General features: G+C 70.0%; 16 protein-coding genes. 10 read left to right on the forward strand and 6 right to left on the reverse strand.

Annotation, left to right across the window (positions count from 1 at the left end):
- Positions 1-113: 113 nt before the first annotated feature.
- Positions 114-1,103: a tripartite tricarboxylate transporter substrate binding protein gene (locus OZN99_RS05760; protein WP_270934235.1), complete on the reverse strand. Its 990-nt coding sequence runs from the start codon at positions 1,101-1,103 to the stop codon at positions 114-116.
- Positions 1,104-1,356: 253 nt separating this feature from the next.
- Between OZN99_RS05760 and OZN99_RS05765 the strand changes: the two genes are divergently transcribed.
- From OZN99_RS05765 to OZN99_RS05790, 6 genes are all read left to right on the forward strand, one after another.
- On the forward strand, positions 1,357-2,328 hold the full coding sequence (locus OZN99_RS05765) for a Bug family tripartite tricarboxylate transporter substrate binding protein (RefSeq protein WP_270934236.1): 972 nt from the start codon (positions 1,357-1,359) through the stop codon (positions 2,326-2,328).
- Between the two features lie 10 nt (positions 2,329-2,338).
- Positions 2,339-3,112, forward strand: a complete 774-nt coding sequence (locus OZN99_RS05770) for an enoyl-CoA hydratase/isomerase family protein (protein ID WP_270934237.1) — start codon at positions 2,339-2,341, stop codon at positions 3,110-3,112.
- 1 nt (position 3,113) lies between these two features.
- Positions 3,114-3,557, forward strand: a complete 444-nt coding sequence (locus OZN99_RS05775; protein WP_270934238.1) for a hotdog family protein — start codon at positions 3,114-3,116, stop codon at positions 3,555-3,557.
- Positions 3,557-4,006 (forward strand): MaoC family dehydratase, encoded by a 450-nt coding sequence (locus OZN99_RS05780; RefSeq protein WP_270934239.1) that lies wholly within the window; start codon positions 3,557-3,559, stop codon positions 4,004-4,006. The genes OZN99_RS05775 and OZN99_RS05780 overlap by 1 nt, the downstream gene beginning before the upstream one ends.
- A 6-nt stretch (positions 4,007-4,012) precedes the next feature.
- On the forward strand, positions 4,013-5,233 hold the full coding sequence (locus OZN99_RS05785; RefSeq protein ID WP_270934240.1) for a CaiB/BaiF CoA transferase family protein: 1,221 nt from the start codon (positions 4,013-4,015) through the stop codon (positions 5,231-5,233).
- 85 nt (positions 5,234-5,318) lie between these two features.
- Complete coding sequence (locus OZN99_RS05790) at positions 5,319-7,505, forward strand: carboxypeptidase-like regulatory domain-containing protein (RefSeq protein ID WP_270934241.1); 2,187 nt, start codon at positions 5,319-5,321, stop codon at positions 7,503-7,505.
- Positions 7,506-7,517: 12 nt separating this feature from the next.
- On the opposite strand, the gene OZN99_RS05795 is transcribed toward OZN99_RS05790, so the two are convergent.
- Both OZN99_RS05795 and OZN99_RS05800 read right to left on the reverse strand, forming a co-directional pair.
- Positions 7,518-8,867 (reverse strand): hypothetical protein, encoded by a 1,350-nt coding sequence (locus tag OZN99_RS05795; protein ID WP_270934242.1) that lies wholly within the window; start codon positions 8,865-8,867, stop codon positions 7,518-7,520.
- A gap of 31 nt (positions 8,868-8,898) precedes the next feature.
- The gene (locus OZN99_RS05800; RefSeq protein WP_270934243.1) at positions 8,899-9,582 is read right to left on the reverse strand and encodes a DUF2161 family putative PD-(D/E)XK-type phosphodiesterase; all 684 of its coding nucleotides are present in this window, start codon (positions 9,580-9,582) and stop codon (positions 8,899-8,901) included.
- A 114-nt stretch (positions 9,583-9,696) separates the two neighbouring features.
- Here OZN99_RS05800 and OZN99_RS05805 point away from each other — a divergent pair, with 114 nt between their 5' ends.
- A complete protein-coding gene (locus OZN99_RS05805; RefSeq protein WP_270934244.1) occupies positions 9,697-10,308 on the forward strand; it encodes a hypothetical protein in 612 nt (203 codons plus the stop codon).
- A gap of 29 nt (positions 10,309-10,337) precedes the next feature.
- Positions 10,338-10,664 (forward strand): NIPSNAP family protein, encoded by a 327-nt coding sequence (locus OZN99_RS05810; protein ID WP_270934245.1) that lies wholly within the window; start codon positions 10,338-10,340, stop codon positions 10,662-10,664.
- Positions 10,665-10,693: 29 nt separating this feature from the next.
- Here OZN99_RS05810 and OZN99_RS05815 read toward each other — a convergent pair whose 3' ends face one another.
- Both OZN99_RS05815 and OZN99_RS05820 read right to left on the reverse strand, forming a co-directional pair.
- Complete coding sequence (locus OZN99_RS05815; protein WP_270934246.1) at positions 10,694-11,350, reverse strand: SH3 domain-containing protein; 657 nt, start codon at positions 11,348-11,350, stop codon at positions 10,694-10,696.
- 125 nt (positions 11,351-11,475) lie between these two features.
- On the reverse strand, positions 11,476-12,183 hold the full coding sequence (locus OZN99_RS05820; RefSeq protein ID WP_270934247.1) for a DUF6445 family protein: 708 nt from the start codon (positions 12,181-12,183) through the stop codon (positions 11,476-11,478).
- A 107-nt stretch (positions 12,184-12,290) separates the two neighbouring features.
- On the opposite strand from OZN99_RS05820, the gene OZN99_RS05825 reads away from it, so the two are divergent.
- On the forward strand, positions 12,291-13,808 hold the full coding sequence (locus OZN99_RS05825) for a tryptophan halogenase family protein (protein WP_270934248.1): 1,518 nt from the start codon (positions 12,291-12,293) through the stop codon (positions 13,806-13,808).
- Between the two features lie 33 nt (positions 13,809-13,841).
- Here the strand turns inward: OZN99_RS05825 and OZN99_RS05830 are convergent, their stop codons facing one another.
- Positions 13,842-14,447: a toxin-activating lysine-acyltransferase gene (locus tag OZN99_RS05830; protein WP_270934249.1), complete on the reverse strand. Its 606-nt coding sequence runs from the start codon at positions 14,445-14,447 to the stop codon at positions 13,842-13,844.
- A 339-nt stretch (positions 14,448-14,786) separates the two neighbouring features.
- On the opposite strand from OZN99_RS05830, the gene OZN99_RS05835 reads away from it, so the two are divergent.
- The coding region (locus OZN99_RS05835) for a calcium-binding protein (RefSeq protein ID WP_270934250.1) at positions 14,787-25,563 on the forward strand (10,777 nt) is incomplete at its 3' end.

The following is a 25,563-nucleotide window of genomic DNA, read 5'->3' on the forward strand; positions in this document are numbered from 1 at the left end:
CGTCGCGGGCGGCCAGCGCGAGCGCTGCGCCGGCGGCGCCGAGCATCAGGCCGCGGCGGCCGGGGCCGCGCGGCAGGGCATCGTCGGTCATCGCGGTCTTCCCCTTGGTGGCGTCATTCGGCGCGGATGTTGGCGCGGGTGATCACCTCGCGCCATTCGGCGATGTCGCGGCGCAGCACGGCTTCGAATTCCTGCGGCGGCAGGCCGCGCGGCACCATGCCCAGCGCCAGCAGGCGGTCGCGCAGGCCGGGCTCCGCGATCGCGCCCCGCACGGCGTCGGCCATGCGGGTCTGGATCTCCGCCGGCAGGCGCGCGGGCGCCAGCAGCGCCAGCCAGAACTCGTTGGAGAAATCGGGCAGGCCGCTTTCCGCGATGGTCGGCACGTTGGGCAGCAGCGGCGCACGCTCGCGGCCCGTCACGGCCAGGGCGCGCAGCCGGCCTTCCTCCACCAGCCCGCGGGATCCGGGGATGGTGTCGAAGATGAACTGGATCTCGTTCTGCATCAGCGCGGTGACGGAGGGGCCGCCGCCGCGGTAGGGCACATGCACCATCTGCGCCCCGGCGCGCAGCGCGAAGAGCTCCCCGATGAGGTGGCCGGAGGAGCCGGTGCCGGCCGAGCCGAAATTCACCCGCCCGGGATTGGCGCGGGCGAAGGCGATCAGCTCGCCGACGTTGCGCGCCGGCAGGGTCGGGTTGACCACCAGCAGGTAGGGCCCGGTGACGACGAGCGAGACCGGCACGAGGTCGGTCAGGACGTTGTAGGGCAGGCTCTGCTTGAAGCTCGGCTCCGTCGCCAGGACCGAGGTGTGGAACAGGAAGGTGCTGCCGTCCGGGGCGGCGCGGGCGACCGATTCCGTCCCGATGGAGCCGGCGGCGCCGGCCCGGTTCTCCACCACCACCGGCTGGCCGAGCCTGGTCTGGAGGTCCTGCGCCAGCAGCCGCGCCACCGGGTCGGTGGAGCCGCCGGGCGGGTAGGGGACGACGATGCGGATGGGCCGGTCGGGCCAGCGCGGCTGGGCCAGGCCCGGCCTGGCCAGAGCGGCGGCGCCGATGCCGGCGGCGACGAGGCGGACGGCCTGCCTGCGGCCCAGGATGCCCATCATGCTCCTCCCCTTGTCCCGGGCCGCGACGCGGCCGGGTTGCGGGCAGGTTAGGCATGCGGCGGCGGCGGGTGAACGGGTGCCGGCAGCACGGCATCCTTGCATCCGGTGAAAGGATGCCCTGCACGCGGCCGCGGGCGCACGGCCGGCGCATTTGCATCCTCGGCAAGGATGCTGCTCGCCCGCTGTGCGTTGTCTCCGCGCGGCGGCGTGGCCAGACTTCCGGCAGAAGACTGCCGTGGGAGGAAGGACGAGGATGCACGCGACCCGCCGGACGCTGCTCGGGGCCGCTGCCGGGCTGGCGCTGGCCGCACCGGCCATGGCGCAGGCGCCCTTCCCCAGCCGGCCGATCCGCTTCGTGGTACCCTTCGCCCCCGCCGGCGGCAGCGACATCGTCGCCCGCCTGCTGGTGGAGGAGCTGGCGCCGCGGCTGGGCCAGCCGCTGATCGTGGAGAACCGGCCGGGCCAGGCGGCGTCGGTCGGCGCGGCGCATGTCGCGCAGCAGCCGCCGGACGGCTACACCATCCTGATCTGCACGCCGGGCGTGCAGATGACCAATCCCTTCCTCTATTCCAACCTGCCCTACGACGCGGAGCGCGGCTTCACGCCGATCGTCCACATCGCGCAGCTACCGAACATCCTGGTGGTGCATCCCTCCGTGCCAGCCCAGAACGTCGCGGAGTTCATCGCGCATCTCCGGGCGAATCCGGACCGGCTGAGCTTCTCCTCCACGGGGCCCGGCAGCTCCAGCCACCTGGCGATGGAGCTGTTCATGAGCATGAGCGGCACCCGCATGACGCATGTGCCCTATCGCAGCTCCGGCCAGGCGCTGATCGACCTGACGGCGGGGCGCGTGCAGGCCACGCTGGACAGCTTCGCGGCGATGATCCCGGCGGTGCGCGCGGGCCAGCTGCGGCTGCTCGGCATCTCCACGGAACGCGCGCTGGAGGACCACCCGGAGATCCCGCCCATCGCCGCGACGCTGCCGGGCTACGAGGGCACGACGCTGCTTTACATGGTGGGTCCCGCGGGCATGCCGGCGCCGGTGGTCGCGCGGCTGAACGGCGCCTTCAACGAGGTGCTGCGCCTGCCCCGCATCCGCGAGCGCTTCCGCGAGATGGGCATGGCGGCCTCCGGCGGCACGCCGGAGGAGCTGGCGCAGGTGATCGCCGAGGGCCGCGCGAAGTGGCGCGGCGTGATCGAGCGTGCCGGCGTGAAGCTGGACTGAGGCGCGGCGCATGGAGCTTTCCACCTGCCGCTTCGAACTGGCCGACGGCATCGCGACCGTCACGCTGGACCGGCCGCCCGTGAATGCGCAGAATCGCCGGCTGCGCGACGAGCTGATCCGGGTGTTCGACGCCTGCAGCGACCGCGCCGACGTGCGCTGCGTGGTGCTGACCGGCGCCGGCAACAGCTTCTCGGCCGGCGCCGACATCAAGGAGCGTGTCGGGCTCGTGCAGGAACCCGGCGACTACATCGCCCACAACCGGGTCACGCGGGAGTTCTTCTACGCGCCGATGGACTGCCTGAAGCCGGTGATCTGCGCGGCGAACGGGCCCGCGATCGGCGCCGGCTTCGCGCTGATGCTGGCCTGCGACATCCTGCTGGCCGGCGAGACCTGCTGGGTGCAGATGCCCGAGCTGGATGTGGGGCTGGCCGGCGGCGCCAAGTTCCTCAGCGAGCATTTCAGCCGCTCCGCCGCGCGGGCGATGTTCTTCACCGGACGCCGCGTGCCGGCGGCGGAGCTGTATCGCCGCGGCCTGATCGAGCAGGTGACGAGCCGTGACGCGCTGCTGCCCACGGCGATGGAGTATGCGCGCGAGATCGCGGCGAAGAGCCCGCTGGCCGTGCGCCAAGCCAAGCGGTCCTTCAACGTGGTGGAGAGCATGCCCTACCGCGAGGCCTATCGCTTCGAGCAGACCATCACGGAGGAGCTGTCGCACAGCGAGGACGCGAAGGAGGCGCAGCGCGCCTTCGTGGAGAAGCGCAAGCCCGTGTTCAAGGGGAGATAGGATGGCAACCGGCCGCTACACCAGCGACCTCGAGGCAGGCGACCGGCTCGGCCCGGTGGATGTGGTGATCAGCCCCTTCCAGGTGCGCGAGTACTGCCACGCCAACGAGATGCACCAGGACTGCTTCCAGAATCCGGCGAACCCCATCGTGCCGCCGACCATGGTGCACCTGGAGAAGCTGCGCTTCTACACGCTGTACTGCCCGGAGGGCTGTGGCCCCAATGCGCGCGTGCACTACACCTTCGACGTGCGCTGGCACGCCCCCGTCCGCGCCGGCCAGGAGCTGGTGGTGGAGGGCGTTGTGGCCAGCCGCCACATGAAGCGCGGGCGCGAATACATGGACGTGGACATCACCATCCACGCCCGGGCGGACCGGCGGCTGCTGGTGGAGTACCGCGACACCGTCTGCCTGTCCTACCGTGAAGCCGCGAAGGATGCCGCGTGATGGAGCTGCGCGAAGGCGACGAGATCCGCGGCGCGGCGCGCGTGATGACGCGCGAGCGCATGCGGTGGTACGTGGATGCGCTACCCACGGTGGAGGCGAATGACGGCCGCGTGCATTTCAGCGTGCCGACCATCCATGACGACGACGAGTATGCGCGCGGCCAGGGCCTGCCGGGCATTATCTCCGACGGGATGATCTCCACCAACTGGATCCTGGACCTGATGATCCGCAGCTTCGGCCCGGCCGTGCTGGAGGATCCGGGCGCGCTGACCACCAAGTTCATAGCGCCGGTGTACGAGGACGTGCCGCTGACCTGCGTGCTGCGCGTCACCGCCGTCCACGCGCTGCCGGAAGACCGGCGCCGCCTGGCGCTGGATGTCTGGGCGGAGGACGGGGCGGGGAAGAAGGTGACGGTCGGCACCGCCGCCGTGACGCTCGGCCGGGCCTGACCGCCAATGGGCGTGCTGGATGGCGTGCGGGTGCTGGACCTCAGCCGCGTCTTCGCCGGGCCGGCGGCGGCGCAGGTGCTGGGCGACCTGGGCGCCGAGGTGATCAAGGTGGAGGAGCCCGGCCGCGGCGACGAGGCGCGCGGCTTCGGCGTGACGAAGGAGGTGTTGGAGAAGTTCGGGTCCAGCCCGTCCTTCCTGGCGCTGAACCGCAACAAGCGCAGCATCGCGCTGGACCTGAAGTCGCCGGCGGGGCTGGCCCTGGCGAAACGCCTCGCGCTCTCGGCCGACGTGCTGCTGCACAATTTCCGGCCCGGCGCGATGGAGAAGTGGGGCCTGGGCTGGGACGACCTGAAGGGCGCCAACCCGCGGCTGATCCATTGCGGCTTCTCCGCCTATGGCGAGGCCGGCCCGCTGCGCGACTTCGGTGCCAACGACGTGGCGCTGCAGGCGCATAGCGGCCTGATGCACCTGACCGGCGAGCCGGACCGCCCGCCCGTGCGCGTCGGCACGGCGGGGATCGACCTGCATGGCAGCCTGGGCATGGTCTGCGCCATCCTGGCCGCGCTGCTGCACCGGGCGAAGACCGGGGAGGGGCAGAAGGTCACCTCCTCCCTGCTGCAGTCCTCGGCGCATCTGATGAGCTACTTCTACACGGATTGGTGGCTGGCCGGCACGCAGCACCGGCGGATGGGCACGGCGAACCACCTGTCCGTGCCCAACCAGGTCTTCCCCGCGGCGGATGGCGACGTGGTGATCATCGCGCCGAGCGACGACATGTGGCGCCGCCTGGCACGCGCGCTGGATCCCGCCACGCTGGACCGGCCGGACTTCGTCACGGCGATGGACCGCCGCACCCACCGCGTCGCGCTGGTGGAGGCGCTGACCGCGGTGACGCGGCGGATGACCTGCGACGAGATCCTGCAGCGGCTCGGCGCGGCGAAGGTCAATGTCGCGCGCCTCCACGACGTCGGGCAGGCGGCGGATCATCCGCAGCTGCGGGAAGCCGGCGCGGTGCTGGACTGGGAACGGGCGGGCCATGCGGAGCGCGGCGTGGCGCCGCCCTTCACCCTGACGGCCTGCCCGGTGGAGGTGCGACGCCCGCCCCCCGAGGTCGGCGAGCACACCGCGGAGATCCTGCGCGAGATCGGCCTGGATGAGGACGCGATCGCCGCGGCGCGGGAGGCTGGCGCCTTCGGACCATCGGCCGCGCCGGGCAAGATGCAGTGAAGGCTCGAAGCCGGCGCGACATTTGGTGCTAGGCTCGCGCCGGGAAGCCGCCCCGCTCGTGAAGGCGGCTGCGGAGGGCGAAGGGATGTCCAAGGCGAAGCTGATGTCGGCCGTCTCGGCCGCGGTGCTCGCGGCTGCGCTCGCCGCGACCGGCCCGAGCGCCCGCGCGCAGACGCCGGCGGCGGTGCAGGTCGGCGCCGGCGAGATCGGCGGCGTGGTCACCGGCCCGAACGGTCCGGAAGCCGGCGTCTGGGTGATCGCCGAGACCACCGACCTGCCGACGCGCTTCGCGAAGATCGTCGTGACGGACGAGCGCGGCCGCTACCTCATCCCCGACCTGCCGGCGGCGAGCTACCGGGTCTGGGTGCGCGGCTATGGCCTGGTGGACAGCCCGCGCGTCGAGGGCACGCCCGGGCGCGCGCTGGACCTGCGCGCGACGCCCGCGCCGACGCCGGCCGCCGCGGCGGAATACTACCCGGGCATGTACTGGTACTCGATGCTGCGGATCCCGCCGGCCGACCAGTTCCCCGGCACCGGCGACGGTCCGGGCGGCAACGGCATCCCGGCCAACCTGCGCAACCAGGCCGGCTGGATCGATGCGGTGAAGCAGACCTGCCAGTCCTGCCACGCGCTCGGCAGCCAGCATGTCCGCCGCCCCGGCGAAACGCTCGGGCACTTCGCCAATTCCTACGATCTCTGGATGCGCCGCATCCAGTCGGGGCAGGCGATGAACAACATGGCCGGGTCCATCATGCGGCTCGGTCCGGAGCGCGGCCTGGAGCTCTTCGCCGACTGGACCGACCGGATCGCGCGCGGCGAGCTGCCTGCCGCCCGGCCCGAACGGCCGCAGGGGCTGGAGCGGAACATGGTCGTCACGCTGTGGGACTGGTCCTCGCCCACGCACTACCAGCATGACGCGATCTCCACCGACAAGCGCGACCCGACGCTGAACGCCAACGGGCTGATCTACGGCTCGCCGGAGGAATCCACGGACGAGGTGCCGGTGCTCGATCCCGTCACGCATCGCGTCTGGACGATCCGCCACCCCTATGCGCATCCCGACACGCCGAGCTCGGCCGACAATCCGCGCGGCACCTCGCCCTTCTGGGGCGACGAGCCGATCTGGGACAGCCGCACCAGCATCCACAACCCGATCATCGACCATCGCGGGCTGGTCTGGTTCACCGCGCGCATCCGCCCGCCGGAGATGCAGCCGGCCTGGTGCCGGCAGGGCGGCGACCATCCTTCGGCGCGCGTCGCGCCGCTGAATGTCGCGGCGCGGCATCTCTCGGTCTACGACCCGCGCACGCAGCGCTTCGACCTGATCGACACCTGCTTCAACACGCATCACCTCTATTTCGGCTACGACGAAGACCACACGCTGTGGACCAGCTGGGGCGGGCCTGCGGGCGGGGCGATCGGCTGGTTGAACTCGCGCCGCTTCCTGGAAACGCGCGATGCGCGGACTTCGCAGGGCTGGGCGCCGCTGATCGTGGACGTGCCGGGCTGGGGCCGGCGCGGCGAGTACACGGAAGCCGACCAGCCCTTCGACCCGAACCGCCAGCGCCGCGTGATCGCCGGCCTCTACGCGGTGCAGCCGAGCCCGACGGATGGCTCGATCTGGGGCCAGTCCATGGATCCGGGCTTTGCCGGCGGCACCCGGCCCGGCGTGCTGGTCCGCTTCATCCCGGGCAGCGATCCGGCGACTACCGGGCTGGCGGAGATCTTCCTGCCGCCGCCCGGTTCCTACAGTCCGCGCGGGCTCGACGTGGACAGCAACGGCATCGTCTGGACCACGCTGGCGAGCGGCCACATGGCGAGCTTCGACCGCACGAAGTGCCGCGCGCCGCTGACCGGCCCGGCCGCCGCGACAGGCGAGCACTGCTATGAGGGCTGGACGCTGTACCGCTTCCCCGGGCCGCAATTCGCCGGGGCCGATCCGGACGGCAGCGCCGACCACGCCTATTACATCTGGGTGGACCGCTTCAACACGCTCGGCCTGGGCAACGACGTGCCGATCGCCCAGACGAACGGCAGCGAATCGCTGACCGTGCTGGTGAACGGCCGCCTGCACCAGCTGCGCGTGCCCTATCCGCTGGGCTTCTTCACCAAGAACGTGGACGGTCGGATCGACGACGCGAATGCCGGGTGGCGCGGCCGCGGCGTGTGGACCACCACCGGCACGCGCACGCCCTTCCACAGCGAGACCGGGCGCGGCGAGCGGCCGCGGGTGTTCCGCGTGCAGATGCGCCCGGACCCGCTGGCGCGCTGAGAAGGAGGCGCGTCAGCGCAGCGGCTTGTCGCGGACCAGCCGCACCAGTGTGCCGACCAGGCCGAGCATGGCGTCGGCCGCCGCGGGCAGGCGGTCGGGCGGCAGGGTCAGGCTGTCCAGGAAGCGGCCCTCGACGGTGTAGAGCGTGAGCTCGAGGGACCCGCCGAGGATCTCCGGGCGGCACACCACCTCCACGCCGCCGGATTCGCGCCGCGCGACGTCGATGAAGTCGCGGATCTCGTCGAGGCCTTCGACCTGGGTGCCCGCCTCCTCCAGGAAGTCGGCGATCGCGTCGCCGACCTCGTCGGGCGACACGAGGTCGAGCGGCACGCAGCCCCAATGTTCCACCGCCACGCGGCTGCGCCAGCGGTCCAGCGCCTTCGCGCGGCCGCGTTCCTCCGGCGTCTCCTCCTCCTCAGGCGTGTCCTCGGGCAGGCCGCCCTCGGCGGCGATCACGTCCCAGATCGGCACATCCCAGTCCAGCCGCAGGCCGACCAGCACGCCGAAGCCGCGGCGGGCGAGTTCGTCGGTGTCGCCGGGCGGCAGGTCGCGCGGCTCCCGCTCCGCCGCCAGGTCCAGCAGGACGCGACGCATCGCGAGGGGGGACAGCTCCGCGATGGCATCGGGCGAACGCCAGCCCGGCAGGAACCGCAGCTCCTCCTCCTCCGCCAGTGCGCCGGAGGCGACCAGCCCCTCCGCCAGGGCGACCGCATCCGGCACGCGGCCGGGCGAGAGCGCGACCGGCAGCGCCACCAGCTCCGCCCAGCCGGACGGGCCGAGCGCCGCGGCGGCTGCGATGGCGAGCAGGTCGGCGCGCAGCTCCGCGGCATTCTCCTCGCTCTGCCGCGTGCCGACCTTGCGGACCGCGAGGTCGAGCACGTCGCCGCGCCCCGCCTCGATCAGCGCGCGTGCCAGCGCCTCGAAGGCGCCGCTCTCCGGGTCGTCGAGGGTTGCGATCAGCTCGTCCGCCGTGGGGCCGGGGGCGGCAGGGAAGCGCGGCGGGGGCTCCGCCGGCGGGGCCGCCAGGCCGAGGGCGCGGAAGGCGGCAGGGCCGCGCAGCAGACGGCCGCGATCGATCCAGCTCCGCCGCGTCTCCGGCGTGTCGTCGCGCTCGGCGAGCCAGCGGCGGAAGGCGCCGCGGTCGGCGCGCTGGACCAGGACCTCCACGCCTTCCTCGGCCATCGCCTCGGCCACGGCGCGCGCGATGGCGTTCGCCGTGGCGAGGTCCGCGTCGCCGAGGCGGATCGTGTCCAGCGTGTCGGCATCCGGGAAGATCGTGACGAGGATGCTGTCGAGGTCAGGCGCGATGTCGCGGGCCAGCGCGGCGGCTGCCTCGACCCGATCCTCCGCCTCGTCCTCCATCCGCCGCCTCCCCGCCTCCTGCGCTGCCGGCTTATGGGCCCGGGGCGTGTCCGGGCGAAAGGGCCGTGTCGGCCAGCGCAGCGCGGCCGCGCGGCGTCAGGCGATAGGTGCCGCGCGCAACGCGCTCGAACCAGCCATGGACATTGCGCAACAGGATGCGCGGCGCCTCCGGCACCAGGGGCGCCAGTTCGCGCGTGCGCCGCGGCCCTTCCTGCAGGGCCGTGGCGCAGCGCAGCGCCGCCTGGCGATACGCCGTCATGATGGGCTGCCGCGTGCTGCCGCCGGGCGTGGGGTCGCCCTGGCGCGCCGCGTGTTCCCGCAACAGCAGGCCGCGCCGGCGGACATCCTTCCGCGGCCGGTAGGGCGCGGGCTCCGCCAGGATCTCGACGCGCCCCGTGGAGGGCGTGACGGCGAGCAGCCCGAAGCCGAGCATGCGGCAGAGGCGATGCGCGCGGCGGTCGCGGTCGCGCCCGCGCCGCGTGGCGCGCACCGCCAGCCAGACCTCGTCGCTGGCGGCGGCGCGGTCCACGCCCTGCAGCACCAGCTCCAGCGTCAGCCCCGCCTTCATCTCCGCGATGACGAGGACGGGCGGATCGCCGGCGCGCATCGCCACGACGTCGCAGCCCATCACCTCGCCCTTGGCGTCGAGGCCGAGGCCTTCGAGGTGCCGCTTCACGGCGGCGTAGAGCGAGGTTTCCGGGATGCGGCGGCGCATGTGGCGCGGGGATGCCGGGCCGGCCCGTGGCCCGTCAACTCCCGACCCGCAACCGTTGATCTGCCGGCAGGCGCGGCGCAGGCTACGGGCATCGCCGGCACAGGGGCAGGATCCATGGCTGAGACGCTCGTCTTCCCGGGCAAGGTCGAGTGGTCCGGCGAGAACCCGGGCATCTCGCTGAAGGAGGCGCCGGACGGCCCCTTCACAACGCTCGCCTCCTTCTTCCGCGTGGTGCTCTCGCCGCATGGGCGTGGGCACGCGCTGGTGCTGCTGCAGTCGCCGCAGGAGGCAGCGCCGCCAGCCGATCGCGCGAATCTCTGCCTGACCGACAACGAGACGCTCGCGCGCTGGCTGGTCGCCGACTACGTCGCGCATTTCGGCGCCTGGCGCGGGCTGCCGGGGCTGCAGGGCCTGCAGTACCGCGGGCTGGACAGCGTGACGGCAGGCGGCGACGCGATCACGCACTACACGGAGACGGTGCGCGCCGGCGCGATGACGGTGGAGCTTGCGTGGTCCGGCCTCGGGACCCCTTTTTGCTTCGCGCTGGCGCCCGCGCAATCCGCCACGGGCCGGCACCACATGCCCAGCCTGTTCGTGGGCTGCGAGAGCGCGACGGTGACCGTCGATGACCGGCGGCGCGCCGGCGCGCCGATCCCGCGCGAGATCGCCGGGCAGCGCATCACCACGGCGATGCTCGCCTTCTCTGAAACCTGGATCCGGGCCTGACCGGCCGGACTTCTGCTGGGACCCTCAGCATGATCCACGAGCTGCGCATCTACCACTGCCTGCCCGGCCGCCTGCCGAAGCTGCTGGAGCGGTTCGAGCGGCACACGCTGCGCATCTGGGAGCGCCACGGGATCCGGCAGGCCGGCTTCTGGACCGTGGCGATCGGCCCGTCCAACCACGCGCTCTACTACCTGCTCGCCTGGCAGGACCTGGCGGAGCGCACGCGGCTGTGGGAGGCCTTCCGCGCCGATCCGGAATGGCAGCAGGTGATGGCCGAGAGCGAGAAGGACGGACCGATCCTGTCGCATGTCGAGAACATGATCCTGCAGCCCACGGCCTTCTCCTCCGTGCGCTGAGGGCGTCCGGCCGCGAGCTGCGCGCGCGGCTACTCCGCGACGACCGAGCGGTGCATCCAGCCGGTCCGCTCGCCATCCAGCGTCGCCACGCGCAGCCATTCGCCGTCCGTCGCGCTGGCGCGCAGCCGCGTGCCCCGCGGCGCCTTCCAAAGGACCGCTGCGGATAGCGACGGCGTTGCGCGCAGGTTGGCGCCCGAACTCGCGGTGGTGACCACCTCGCGTGCAGCCGTGGGCGCGGCGCGCGGTGGCGCGACGGCAGCCGGGGCCGCAATGGCAGTCGGCACCGGGGCGGGCGGTGGCGGCGCGACGCCCTGCGGTTCAGCAATGGCAGCATGGGCCGGCGGTGGCGGCAGATCGAACGGCGCCGCCGGCGGCACGTCGAGGGCGGAGACGGCCATGGGCGGCAGCGGCGTGGGCGCGACCTGGGACGACGCGACGACCTGCGAAGACGAGGAAGGCGCCGCCGGCCCGTCGCGCATCACGAAGACGAGTCCGCCGATGGCTGCGACCCCGACCGCGGCCAGCAGGAACCTGCGCCGGCGCCGGCGCCGACGCCATTCGTAGCGATCGAAGGACTTGAACGGTTCGGGTCCGTCGCGCCTGCCGACAAGGATGCCCGATGCGGCGCGCCTGCCGATATGCGGCCGTGCCTCTCCGGCGGCGCCTTGGCTGATCCCCCGGTCCATGCATCCCTCCCCCAAGGGCGGCGCACGCTAACACCCGGCAAGACCCGTCCCGCAAGGCGGCAAAACCGGGAATGAGGGAAGGGGTGTTTCGCGCCGGAGGTGAGTGCGCCGCGCGGTGCGCGAGGTCACGCCGGGGCGTAGTCGACGAAGAAGGTGGTGACCAGGCGGCCCGTCGCCGGATCGGGCGACAGCAGCGATGCATCCTCGATCACGCCGCTATGCAGCGTGCAACTGCGATAGGCGAGCACGCGGTTGAACCGTGCAGCCACGGCGGCGGTTCGGACGTAGCCCGGAAGCTCGGCGCCGGGATATCCATCTGCGGGGCGCAGCTTCGATAGTCCGGCGGTGCGCGCGGCGATGTAGCGGTCGCGCGTCTCCGGGCCGACCTGCTCCAGGCCTGTCTCGACCTGGCGATAGAAGGCGGTGCCGCCGAACGGCGGGCCGCACAGGAAGTGCATGATCGCCACCCGGTCCGGCCGGGCGATGTCGATGTGCGGCACGCGCTGCAGTGGCGCGAGTTCGGCCGGCGACAGCGTCACCATGGAGAAGCTGCATTCGAACCGCACGACCCGCATCGCCACGCCGCCAAGCAGCTTGTCCACGATGGGGCCATGGAGGCGCGCGATCAGGCCCCTGGCATAAGTGCCCGGAAGGCCGGCGCGCAGGCCCGGGAAGCTGCCCGGGGGCATGGCCCGCCACGGTCGGACGGCGCAGGCCACGCCGCGAAGCGCTTCGGGAGACTGGAGGACATCGTCGATCACCAGCACCGGTTCGCGCGACATCCCGACGGGCACGACATCGATCGTGAGGGCTGGCGCGATGGCGAAATCCATGGCACGGATTTGTTCCGGAATTACTTCAGTCGCGCAAGCTGTGCCGAGTGCCGCGCCGGCCGCCGCACCACGGGACCATCAGTCGGGCAGAAACGATGCACGAAGCGATGCGTGTTGTGATTGCAGGCGGTGGATCGGCCGGCTGGATGGCGGCGGCCGCGCTCTCGCAGTATTTCGGCAGGTACCTGTCGATCGTCCTCGTCGAAAGCGAGGAGATCGGCATCGTCGGCGTCGGCGAAGCGACGATCCCGCAGATCCGCCTGTTCAATGCGGGCCTCGGCCTCGACGAGCGCGAGTTCCTGCGCGAGACGATGGGCACCTTCAAGCTCGGCATCGAATTCGTCGGCTGGCGGCGCGAGGGCATGCGCTACTTTCATGGCTTCGGCGAGGTCGGCCGGGCGATCGGGCTGGTGCCGTTCCATCACTACTGGCTGCGCTACGCGAGGGAGGGCGGCCCGCTGCCGCTCGACCGGTTCAGCCCCAACACCATGGCGGCGCGTGAGAACCGCTACGGCGTGCCGGCGAATGCCCGGGCGGCGCGGCTTCCCGCCTCCGCCTACCACTTCGACGCGGCCCGCTACGCCGCCTTCCTGCGCCGCTACGCCGAGGCGCGCGGCGTGACCCGCCGCGAGGGAAAGGTTGTCAACGTCCGGCTGGACGGCGAGAGCGGCTTCATCGTCGGGCTCGACCTGGCTGATGGGGGCCGGATCGATGGCGATCTCTTCGTGGACTGCTCGGGCTTTCGCGGTCTTCTCATCGAGCAGGCGCTGGCGGCGGGCTACGAGGACTGGTCGCACTGGCTGCCCTGCGACCGTGCGCTCGCGGTGCCCTCGACAGGCGACGGCAAGCTCGAGCCCTACACCCGTTCGACCGCGCGCGATGCGGGCTGGCAATGGCACATCCCGCTGCGCCATCGCACCGGCAACGGGCATGTCTATTCGAGCAGCTTCACCACCGACGACGAGGCGCAGCGCGTGCTGCTGGCCAACCTGCCCGGCGAGCGCCTTGCCGATCCGCGCCCTTTGCGCTTCGTGACCGGAAAGCGGCGCGAGATCTGGAAGCGGAACTGCGTCGCCCTGGGACTGGCCAGCGGCTTCCTCGAACCGCTGGAATCGACCAGCATCCACCTGATCCAGGCGGGGATCGCACGGCTGTTGGCGCTGTTCCCGGATCGCCACTGCGACCCGGTGCTGGTGCGGGAGTTCAACCGGCAGATCGACTGGGAATTCACGGCCGTGCGCGACTTCCTGATCCTGCATTACCACGTGACGGAGCGCGACGGATCGGAGTTCTGGCGCTACTGCCGCGCCATGCCGATCCCCGAGAGCCTGCAGGAGAAGCTGGCGATGTTCCGCAGCTCCGGGCGGATCGTCCGGCAGAACATGGAGCTGTTCGATACGCCGAGCTGGCTCCAGGTGATGTGGGGGCAGGGGCTGCGGCCCGAGGGCCATCACCCCATGGTCGATGCCGCCTCGGCGGCCGACCTGGCCCGCTACATCGCGATGAACGAGCGCGAGACCAGCGAGCAGGTGGCCAGCCTGTCGGATCATGCCGCCTACCTCGCACGGCTGGTCGCGTCGGACGCATCCGCGCCGCTTGCCCGGCCCGCTGAGGTCGCGGGCTGACATCGGCGCCGCGACGCTCGCGCGGCGGCGACGTCAGCCCGGCTCGGCCGGCGCTTCCGTCTTGCGCGCGCCCATCTTCTCCAGGATCTCGGGCTCGACCAGTCGCGTGATCAGCGGATGCAGCCGCAGCTCGCCCGACTTCGCCACCTGGCGGAAGCTGGCGATGACCGCGGCAGTGGTCGCCTTGTCGGTCGCGACGACGTCCAGCAGCCAGTTGATCGGGCCGCTGGTCCACTCCTCGCTCTTCAGCCGGATCGGGAAGACGCCGGCCTTGACCTGTTCGCGGATGCGCGCGTCCACCTCCTCGGACACGCTGGCCCAGATGGCGAAGCCGGCCATGTCGGGTTCGGGCGCCTGGTCGGATTTCGGCGGATAGGCAATCGCCAGGCGGTCACGCAGCATCGGATCGAGCACGAGGTGCTGCAGATCGGCCAGCATCTGAGAGCGGTAGCGCGGCAGCATCATCATCGCCATCACCGCCTTGCCGAAGTTCTCGCGCACGGCCGACCGTAGCTGGGCGAGCTTGCGTGCGACCTCGGGGTCGAGCTGCTGCGCCGGCTGCGCGGCTGCACCTGCACCGACGGTATCGGCGCGCGCGACGGACACGTCCGTGCCGGTGCTGTTCGTGCTTGTGCTCATCGAGGGTGCCCGTGCGGCTGCGTGGCGGCGAGACGTGACAAGAAAGTCATGAAGCGTGGCGAGGACGTCCGCGCGCCGCGTGATGACATGCTGTCAAAGCCTGGAGTCGGCCGGCGGAGGCTGTCAAGCCGACGCGCCCATCAGCCTGCCATGGGGATGCGTTGACCGCTCGGACAACGAACAATTACAGTCACGTCTGGCGGATCGATACGCAACGTCCGCTCCCGATAGGGAGCGCGCCGGCGCGGTGGCAGTCGGCCATGTGACCATCCGTGCATCGACGCGCGGCGGCCGTGACGGCCCGCTACGCTCCAGCGCGGGTCCGGGGGGCGTGAAGGCATGGCCGTTGGTCGCGACCTCTATCTCGCCATCCTGGCTCTCGATTCCTACAACAGGGATTATGACCAGGTCGTAAATCTGACCGGCACGCAGATCGGCGATGCGCGCATCCTGTCGCGGGAAGCCGACCTCGGCCTGGACAGTGCGATCTTCGAGACGTGGAAGAGCCGGGGCTTCTACGGCATCGCCTACGACACTGGCGGGACCTCGATCGGCACCAGCCTCACGCTGTCCTATCGCGGGACGAACTTCAACTTCCCGTCCTTGTGGGATTTCCTCAACTCGCCGGGTGTGCTCGACGCCTTGAACGGCTGGAGCGTCTTCTTTGGCGATACGGAGGGGCAAGCGGCGCTCGCCCTCGATCTGTACGTTGCGGCGGCCGGACCTTGGGCGGACCTGCGCGGCGCCAGCATCACCACCACCGGCCACTCTCTTGGCGGTGGCCTCGCGGGCCTAGTGGCGGAGACCTACAATCGCGGCGGGCTGCTGTTCGACCACATGCCCTATGGCGACACGGTTGCCGAACTTATCGAACAAGCGACCGAAAGCCAGGATCTGAGAGACCGATACTACCAGGGCGCGCTGCCCTGGCTTCCGTCAGCAACCAGTATCGGCGCTCTTTCTACGGAGGGCGAATTTCTTGCAGCGTTGCGGCTCTCCCTCGACGGCAGCATCCCCTCCCATGGCGGCCTGCGCAGTCCGGTCACGCTGCACTCGATGGCGCTGCTCGTCGATCTCATCTGGGCGCGGGACAATGCCCGCACCGACTGGCAACCGGTCGGCAAGCAGTTGTGGAACGCCTACTTCGACGCCGCCATCGCCGACACGCTCTCGGTGCCCGCCAGCCTGATCGGGCCGACCGGCGCGGCCGCTACGGTCCTGCAATCAGCCATCGCCTACTCGGCGCTGGACAGCGGCGAGCGACCGTTCGGCGATACTGCGATCTGGGCGATGTTCGACGATGCCGACGAACTCGGCACGGTAATCGGTGGCACACCTGCGGGGTTCTTCGACGCCTTCGTCCAGTTCGATGTCGGCCTCTTCCAGATCTACAAGGACGTCAAGCAGACCCTGGCCGACTTCGTCGTACAGTATGCTGGCGCCCTGGCGATCAACGACATCGAGGGGAACGACGACGCGAAGCAGGGCGTCCTCTCCCTGTCGGACGACGAGCAGATCCTCACCTTCGACGCGTCGAAGCCCCGCTGGGAGGATCTGATCGGCAGCCCTGTCGAGCCGATCAACCTGGAGAATTTCCGCGACGCCTTCTTCGCCCAGACCGACGCGGGCTGGATCGACACGCTGCTGCGCTGGACCGGGCTGCGCTCGCTCGAGGACATCGCCAAGGTCGGCTGGCAGGCGGATACGGCCGATATCTTCGACCGCTACCACATGCGCACGCGCGACGACGTCACGTCGATCACGCTGCCCGAGCGCACCCTCGGCACGGCCAGCGGCACCGGCAACGCGGCCCGCGTCGATGTGGTGGTCGGCGGCGCGGCCAGCGAGACGATCCGCGGCACGACGGGCAACGACCTGATCTTCGGCTCCGGCGGCGCCGACAGCATCGATGCCGGCGACGGCATCGATGTGATCAACGCGGGCAGCGGCGCCGACACGATCACGGGCGGCGGCGGGAAGAACCTGCTGATCGGCGGTGATGGCAACGACACGCTGACCTATCAGGGTGGCGCGGCCGGCAACGTGCTGACGATCGTCATCTCGCCAGATATCGCCGACGAGGGCTTCGGCCTGATCGACCAGCTGACCGTGCAGGTGCAGGTCCAGGGCGTGAATGCCAGCGACGATCCGCTGGACGATCTCGTCTTCGGCACAGAGACGTTGCAGCTCGGCGACGGCGCGGATGACGTGCTCATCCGCAAGGAGAACCAGTTCGACCTGTTCCGCGATCCCCTCGTCATCGACCTCGGTGCCCCGACCGGCGCGGGCGGCGACGGCGACATCCTGCGCTTCGGCACGCGCGACCTGCTCTTCTTCGAGGACCAGGGCGTCTTCTACCGCAACGGCTACATCCAGACTGCAGTCCCGGGCTCGGGCCTGCTGTACTCCGCCACCAGCATCCTCCTGGCTGCCCAGCCGCGGGCTGTGCAAGGACTGCTGCTTGCCGAGGACTTCCTCGTCCCGGACGACAAGGTGCAGTTCAAGGGCGTCGACAACGTCGAGCTCACGGACCGGGACGACCGCTTCATCCTCGATAGCGGCGACGAAGGAACGCATTCCGGCAGCGGCGAGATCAAGGGGTTCAAGGGCAACGACGTCTTCTACGTCACCCACGTCCCGAACGGTGACCTGACCCTGGACGCGGGCGAGGGCAACGACATCGTCATCGTCACGGACGGGCAGGCGGTGGTCACCGCGGGCGGGCTCGGCCGCGACGTCATCATCAACACCAGCGAGGGCGGCCAGCTTTACGGCGACCTGGTCAACGGTACCCTGGTCGATGAGAACGGCATCGTCGGTGCGGTGCCCGACACCGGCGACAACGCAGACCATTTCTGGTTTGCCCCGGGCACGACGATCCTCGATCCGCAGAAGAACGACATCCTCTCCTTCTACGGCGTGCCGCTGACCGGTGGCGATGCGAGCGCGACGTCGGTCGCCTGGGCGCTCGCCGGCCCGACCGGCGCCATCTCCGGCGCGATCCAGAGCGGCTTCAGCTTCTTCTCCGTCTCCGTCATGGCCTCGACCTTCGGCCTGCTGAAGACCTACTTCGACACCTGGCTGCCCAACATCGTCTATCTCGTCACGGAAACGGCCGACCAGAACGGCCGGGTCAAGATGGCGATCATCAACCAGACGGACCTGCTGTTCAGGCTGGCCACAGGCGGCCAGGCGCTGCCCACGCAGCAGGATTTCGGCGACAACCGCACCTCCCTCACCGGCGTGCAGGTGATCCGCAACTTCGACTTCGAGGCCGGCAATTTCGGTCTCGGCGACGGCCTGTTCTTCGACGAGCTGAGCGGCCTCAGCACCTACACGCGCACTATCGCCAACGATACCGGCAGCTTCGGGATGCTGTTCAACTTCCCCAGCATCTTCGGCGTGATCATGGGCGGCCTTGGCGTGGCCTCGGAGCTCATCAAGCTGACGCCGGCCATCGGCATGGTGCTGCAGGTCTACGAGAAGATCGCCCTTGTCGATTCGGCTGCGTGGCTGGCCGGTGCGGCATTGCGGCTGGCCAAGAACATGGCCTGGGCCGTCGGCGTGGACCCGCTGGTCATCGACCTCGACGGCGACGGGTTGGAGACGCGGGCCGTCGATGACGGCCAGGTCTTCTTCGACTTCGACAACGACCTGTTCTCGAACCTGACGGGCTGGGTCGCCCGCGACGACGGCTTCCTCATCCGCGACCTCAACGACAACGGCCGCATCGACAACATCGGCGAGATGTTCGGCAACCAGTTCGAAGGCGGCTACCTCCAACTCGCGCAGCACGACGCTGCCGGGAACGGCGGCAACGGCGACGGACGGATCACCGCGGCCGACGCGATCTGGTCGGAGCTGCTCGTCTGGCGTGACCGCGACGGCGATGGCGTCACGGATGCGGGCGAGTTGCTGACGCTGGACGCCCTGGGCATCGTGTCGATCAGGCTGGACGCCCAGGCGCTCGACATCGTCACGCCGCAGGGCACGCGGCTGATCGGCACGAGCGAGATCGAGCTGGCCAGCGGCGCCACCCGCCGCATGTACGAGGCGATCTTCGAGACCGTCGAGAGCTACAGCCGATTCGCCGGAGAGGCGGGGCGTGCCCCCTGGCAGTCCGATCTGAAGATCGACGCCAAGGGCATCGGCTCCGTCACCAACCTCGCCATCGCCGCCGCCAACGACGTCGAACTCGGTGAGATCCTGGCCACGGTGGCCGCGGCGATGACCGAGCCCGACTTCCTCCAGCTTCGCAAGCAGGCGGGCCCGGTCCTGTCCTACTGGGGCCAGACGCTCGAGACGACGCGGGAGCTGATGCCGGTGCTGCTCGGCCAGGCGGCCGACGGCAAGGTCACGCTGGCCGATCGCGGCGTCTACGTCGAGGACGCGGCGGGCGGGTTCTGGGCGCTTGCTAGTGGTGCGCCGGTGCGCGACGCCGACGGCAACGTCATCGGCCGCCCGACTCTCGAGCAGGTGCTCGGCCAGGCCACCGGGAGTGGGCAGCATTGGCAGCTCGAACAGGCCTGGTCGCCGGCCAGCCGCGGCGCCGAGCTGCAGTTCCGCGAGCCGGCGCCCTATCTCATGCGTGTGGTCGATGGCCGCGCGGTGATCGACGACTACGGCATCCGCAACGTGGATGGCAGCTGGCGCCTGGCCAGCGGCCGCACCATCCTCGACGTCGACGGCAACCCGATCGCCGCGCCGACGGTCGCCGATATCCTCGCGCAGGCACGCGCCACGGGACAGGAGTGGCGGACCGAGGAGATCGGCTTCAATCCCTATGCCGACCTGCCCGTCGATGTCATCGCGGTCCGCATCACCGATGGCATCACCGTCGACTATTCGGTGGAGGTCACCGACCAGGACGGCACCTTCCATGTCTGGGCGCGCAACCTGGATCGCGCGCTGGAGCTTCAGTTCAAGACCGGCGACTCGCGCGAGTTCAACCTGCGCAACTACGCACTCGACTTCGACACGCTGGACGAGATCGGCGTGAGCGACGACAGCACCTATCGTGTGGAGCTGCTGACCCCGGGCCAGTTCCACTTCGCCACCAGCCTGGCCGGACTCGATTTCCGGCCGGAGATGCTGACCGCGACGCTGGACGGCGCCACCGGCCTCATCGACTACCGTATCGTTGAGGGCGGCAGCTACTCCCTCTCGGAGGAGGAATACCAGTCGGTCATCGACCCGATGATCGAGATGGTCGGCCTCTCGATGACGCAGTACCTGCTTGCCGCCAGCCGCCTTGCGGTGCGCATGGCGTTGCAGGGCGGACTCTCCGACTTCGCCCGCGAACTGACCTACGATGTGGAGACCGACAAGTACCGCCCGACCGGCGAGCATGAGCTCGCCCCGATGTTCCAGGCGATCTTCGAAGGCGCGCCGCCGACGAACGACAACGATGCCGTGCATGACTACTTCGCCGCCTGGGCGCTGATCCTCTCCCAGGTGTATCCCGACTACAGCCCGCGCGATCCCGACTACATCTTCGACACCAAGCTCGGCGTCGATCAGCCCTTCGTGTTCCAGATGCTGCTGGCGGCCTATGAGACCGTGCCCGTCGATCTCGACCTCGTCGCCGTCGCCAACGCCTTTGGCATCGAGGAGCGGAAGATCGTCGAGCACCGGCCGACCGACACGGTGGTGCGCGGGCACGAGGGCGCGAACTTCTTCGTGCTGTCGGAAGGCGCCCAGACCGTCATCGGCAGCTACGATCCCGGCGCGCAGGAGTTCCGCCGCGACGTCCAGGCGGACATCTACTACGTCGGAGCCGACAGTGGCGACGACTACATCTACGACCTCGACCTCGGCGACACCGACCAGCTGCGTCTTGCGCTGATCGATTCCGAGGAGGTCAAGGCGGTACGCGACGGCGAGGACCTGATCCTCTTCTATGATTCGGGCACCCGCTTCATTCGCCTCGTCGACCAGTTCCTCGGCGAGCTGAACCCGATCCTGGACAACGGCACGCGGCTGCAGACCGGCGTGGACGACATCGTGTTCGCGGACGGCGTGGTCTGGAACCGCTACCGCATGGCCTTCGCCGTGGTCGATTTCGACCGCGCGGCGATGGATGAGGCCGATGCCCACTACGGCTCCGGGTCCGGCGACATCTTCTTCAGCGGGCTGGGGAACGACTACCTCAGCGGTGGTGCGGGCGGCGACACCTACATCTTCCAGCCCGGCGACGGCCACGACGTCATCGACGACCTCGGCAACTTCTCCTTCGGTCCGATCCAGGCCGGCATGGACTTCCTGATGTTCCGCGGGGACATCACCGAGGACACCGTCCGGCTGACGCGCGACGGGCCCAGCGAGAACCTCGTCATCACGATCCTGGACGCCGAGGGCAACCCGACCGGGGACAGCCTGGAGCTCGTCGGGCAGTTCGGCGGCGTGCGCCTGAACCTCGGCGCCTTCAGCGAGCTGATCGGAGCCGATGACGGGCTCGATTTCATCGCGCCCAACCTGATCGAGAAGATCATCTTCGAGAAGGGCTCGACGCTCGACTACGCGACGATCGTGGAGCGCGTCATCGCCAATGCCAAGACCGACGGCGACGATGCGATCTACGGCCTGCTCAACGACAATACGCTGGACGGAGGCAGGGGCGACGACTTCCTCACCGGCCGTGAAGGTGTCGATACCTACCTCTATGGGCGCGACTACGGATCGGACGTGGTGCTGGACAGCGACTTCAGCTCGTCCCTGTTCGGCCCGAAGCTCGACATTCTGAGGTTCACGGACGACCTGCGATGGACCGACATCGCGTTCCTCCGTGACGGCAGCAGCGACACGCTGCGCCTGCAGGTGGCCGGCACCGACGACCAGCTCGTGCTGACGGACTACCTCGAGTACATCCTTCTCGTCGGCTACATCCACCTCGTCGAGACGATCGAGTTCGGCGACGGCACGGTCTGGAACCACCTGAAGCTGCTGCAGCACTACGTCGACATCGCCAGGACCGACGCCGCCGACACTATCTATGGCTTCGAGACGATCGCTGACCGCATCGACGGCGGGCTCGGCAATGACCGTCTGGAGGGCATGAGCGCGGGCGACACCTATGTCTTCGCCGCCGGCCATGGCATCGACACCGTCCTCGACACCGAGGGCGACGACCGGATCGAGTTCCAGAACCTGCTCTCCGGCGACATCGAGTTCTCGCGCACCGCGCTCGACCTGATCATGACGATCCGCGGTACGGGGGACCGCATCGTCCTTGAGAATCAGTACGTCCGCGAAGGCCAGCAGCAATACGCGGTCGAGCTTTTCCAGTTTGGCGACCGCACGCTGGTGTTCACCGATTTCAACCCCGAGGACATCGACCTCGTCGGCACCGGCGCGGGCGAGACGATTGCCGGATCGAACTTCGCCGAGACGATCGACAGCCGCGGCGGCGACGACGTGATGGTCGGCAACGACGGTGGCGACACCTACCTGTTCGACGTCGGCTACGGCCAGGACACGATCAGCGACGTGCGCGTCCGAGCCGCCTGGCAGGACCGGCGCGGCGTGATCGTGCCCAAGGACGACGTGGTGCGGTTCGGGGACGACATCACGCAGGCCAACGTGGTCTTCACGCGCGACGGCAACGACCTGGTGATCAGCGTCGCCGACCGCCCCGATACGCTACGCATCCGCAACCAGTTCCTCGATGTCGACAACGGCGTGGAGCGCTTCGAGTTCGCCGACGGCGGCTTCATGCTGATCTCCGACGTCGAGGAGGCGCTGCAGATCGAGGGCGGCAACCGCGGCGACAACGTCATTACCGGCAGCCTCAGCCAGCCCAATACGCTCGACGGGCGCCAGGGGGACGACACTCTCATCGGCGGGAACCAGGGCGACATCTACGCCTTCGGCGCCGACTACGACTTCGACCGGATCGTGGAGCGTCCGGACGTGCCGGGCGTGGTCGACCTGGTCCAGTTCGGCGCCACCGTCACCCGCGACGTCATGAAGGTGAGCCGGGACGGGAACGACCTGGTCATCGACCTCGGGAACGGCTCCGACGTCCTGACGATCGCGGACGGCCTCGCCGGTCGCGGCGTCGAGGCGTTTCGCTTCGCGGACGCCACGGTGCTGACGCTCGATGCGATCATCGACCGGATGCTGACCGGCGCGGCCGGCGACGAGCAACTGCTTGGCTTCGACGCACGCGACGACACGATCTGGGGCGCAGGCGGGTCGGACGCGCTCATCGGCGGCGACGGCAACGACACCTATCGCTTCGGCTACGGCGACGGCACCGACAGCATCCTGGATGCCGGCGGCGTCGACCGCCTGGTGTTCGGTCCGGGTGTCACGGCGGATCTCGTCACCTTCGCAACCCTTGCCGGTGACCTTCTCGTCACGCTCGCCGGCACCGGCGAGCGCATCGCCGTGCTCGGCGGCTACCGCGCCACTGCGGTGGAGTCGTTCGTGTTCGAGGACGGCACCACGCTGTCCATTGCCGAGGTGCGGGAGATCATCCGCCAGTCCGGCTCGAACGAGAGCCAGGACATCCTCGACACAGGGGACTTCGCGGCCGGCCGCAGCCTCGAACCCGGCGGCCAGCATGACCGCGTCATCCTTGCCCAGGGCGGGGTGGTGGTCTTCAACGCCGGGGACGGCATCGACCGCTTCGAGATGGCGCCAGGCGCGACCAGCGCCACGATCCTGCTGCCCGATGCACCAAGCAACACGGTCAGCACGCGGCTCGCCGACGGCTCCAGCGACGACCTTGTCGTCAGTCTCGCGAGCGGCGACCAGCTGGTGATCTCCGGGGCGCTCGGTGCCGGCGCCATCCCGACGATCGCCTTCGGCAACGGCGTGTCCTGGGGCGTCGCGCAGCTCGTCCAGGCCTGGATCGACGGCCAGGCGACTCCCGGCGACGACGTCGCGCGCGGCAGCGACCGCGCGGACACCATCGAGGGCGGCCGCGGCGATGACCAGCTGCGCGGCGCTCGCGGCGACGACCTCTACCGCTTCAGCCGTGGCGACGGCCAGGACGTCATCGAGGACGAGCAGGGCTTCGATCGCCTGCAGCTCGTCGGCTACCGGCCCGACGAGGTCCGTGTGGAGCGGCTCGGCCCCGGCCGCGATGATCTTCTCCTGACCTTCGCGGAGAGCGATGACCTTCTCATCATCCGCGGTGCCGCGCTCGAGTCCGTCGATTTCTCCAACGGCATAAGCTGGACACGGGACGCGCTGCTCGACCTGGTGAATGCGGTCGGGTCGGAGTTCGACGACCTCCTGATCGGGACGGGCGGCGACGAGAACTACCGGCCGGGCTTCGGCAACGACCGGATCCTCGACGGGGCCGGCAACGACGTCTACGCCTTCTCGCGCGGCGACGGGCAGGACCGCATTGAAGCCCGCGGCGCTGTGGACGGCTTCGGCGTGATCCGGTTCGGCGCCGGGATCGCGCTGGAGGACGTGACCGCCAAGCGCGACGCGGACGGCAACCTGATCCTGACGATAGCGGGCGGCGATGACCGCCTCGTGCTGGTCGATCCGCTCGCCGATCCGGACGCGATCGTCGGCACGCTCGCCTTCGCGGATGGGCGCACGCTGTCGATCGCGACGCTCTCCCGCGCCATTCCGGCGACCGATGGCGACGACCACGTAATCGTGCCATCCGGCGCTACCAATCCTGGCGGCGGCTCCGGCGCCGAGCTGTTCGGGCTCGACGGCAACGACACGATCGAGGCCGGCCGCGGCGCCGATATCCTCACCGGCGGGCGCGGCGACGACCTGCTCCAGGGCCACAGCGGGGCTGACACCTACTTCTTCGCCCGCGGCGACGGGCAAGACACGATTGCGGACGTGGAGGGCGTCGCGACCGGCGTCGTGGACCGCATCCGCTTCGCCGCCGGCATCACGGCCGGCGACATCCGGATCCTCTCGGTCGGGCCGCGCGACCTGGAGATCGGCATCGCCGGCAGCGACGATCGCATCACCATCCGCGACATGTTCGCGGCCGTCGGGCGCGACGGGCGGATCGAGGAGTTCGCGTTTGCCAACGGCACCGCCTGGTCGCTCGCGGAGATTCTCGCATTGGCCGGCACAGGCGGGGCCGGCGACGACACGATCGATTTCGGAACGCAACTGGCGCTGGACCTAGTGCTCGACGGAGGGGCGGGGGACGATCGGCTCGCCGGCGGACCGGGCGACACCACCTATGTCTTCGATCCGGGCGATGGACGGGACGAGATCATCGAGGCCGGGTATTTCGTCTTCTCGACCGACACGCTGCGCTTCGGGGCCGGGATCGATGCTGCGGCGCTGGTTGCGGTGCGCCACGGCAACGACCTGCTGCTGCGCTTTGCCGGCAGCGAGGACGAGGTGCTGGTCCGCAACCAGTTCGCCGTCGCTGCGGTGCCGATCGACCATGTCCTCTTCGCCGATGGGACTGCCCTGACGGCGGCAGACCTGGACAACCTCCTTGTCACCGAGGATGCGGCGCAGCGGCTGCTCCATCCGAGCGTGCCCGATGCCAACCCCTTCACCGATCCGCTCTTCGCGCGCCTGCACGCGGGCGACCCGGGTGATGGAGGAGGCGGCTCCGGTGGCGGAGGGGGCGGCACCGGCGGCTTCGACGGCCAGCCGCGCACGCTCACCGGCACGCCTGGTGCGGTCGATGTGTTCGAGTTCTTCGTTCCGTTGGTCGATGACGGGGCGGGGCTCGTCACGATCCTCGGCTTCGAGACGGGCGATCTCGGCGACAAGCTCGACATCCGGCTCGGCGCCGGCCTGTCCGGCGAGGTCGTCGCCCGGCAGGAAGGCACCGACACCTACATCTACTTCGTCGATGACGGCGTTCATGGCCTGGATGCGGCGTGGCTCCTGATCCGGCTCCAGGGGATCGATGCCGCGTCGCTGTCTCTCGGCAATTTCAATGGTGCCCCCTTCGCCTCGGCGGTTCCGCAGACGATCAGCGGCACGGCCGCGGCCGAGTCCCTGACGGGCGGCTGGGGCACGGACACGCTGCTCGGCAATGACGGCGCGGACACGCTGACGGGCGGGACGGGGTCGGACCTGCTGAGCGGCGGGAACCAGAGCGACCTGTATCGCTTCGGGCTGGGCTTCGGCCAGGACGTGGTTTCGGACAATGGCTGGTCGAACCAGT

This window comes from Falsiroseomonas oryzae, assembly GCF_027856955.1.
GTDB classification, from domain to species: domain Bacteria; phylum Pseudomonadota; class Alphaproteobacteria; order Acetobacterales; family Acetobacteraceae; genus Falsiroseomonas; species Falsiroseomonas oryzae.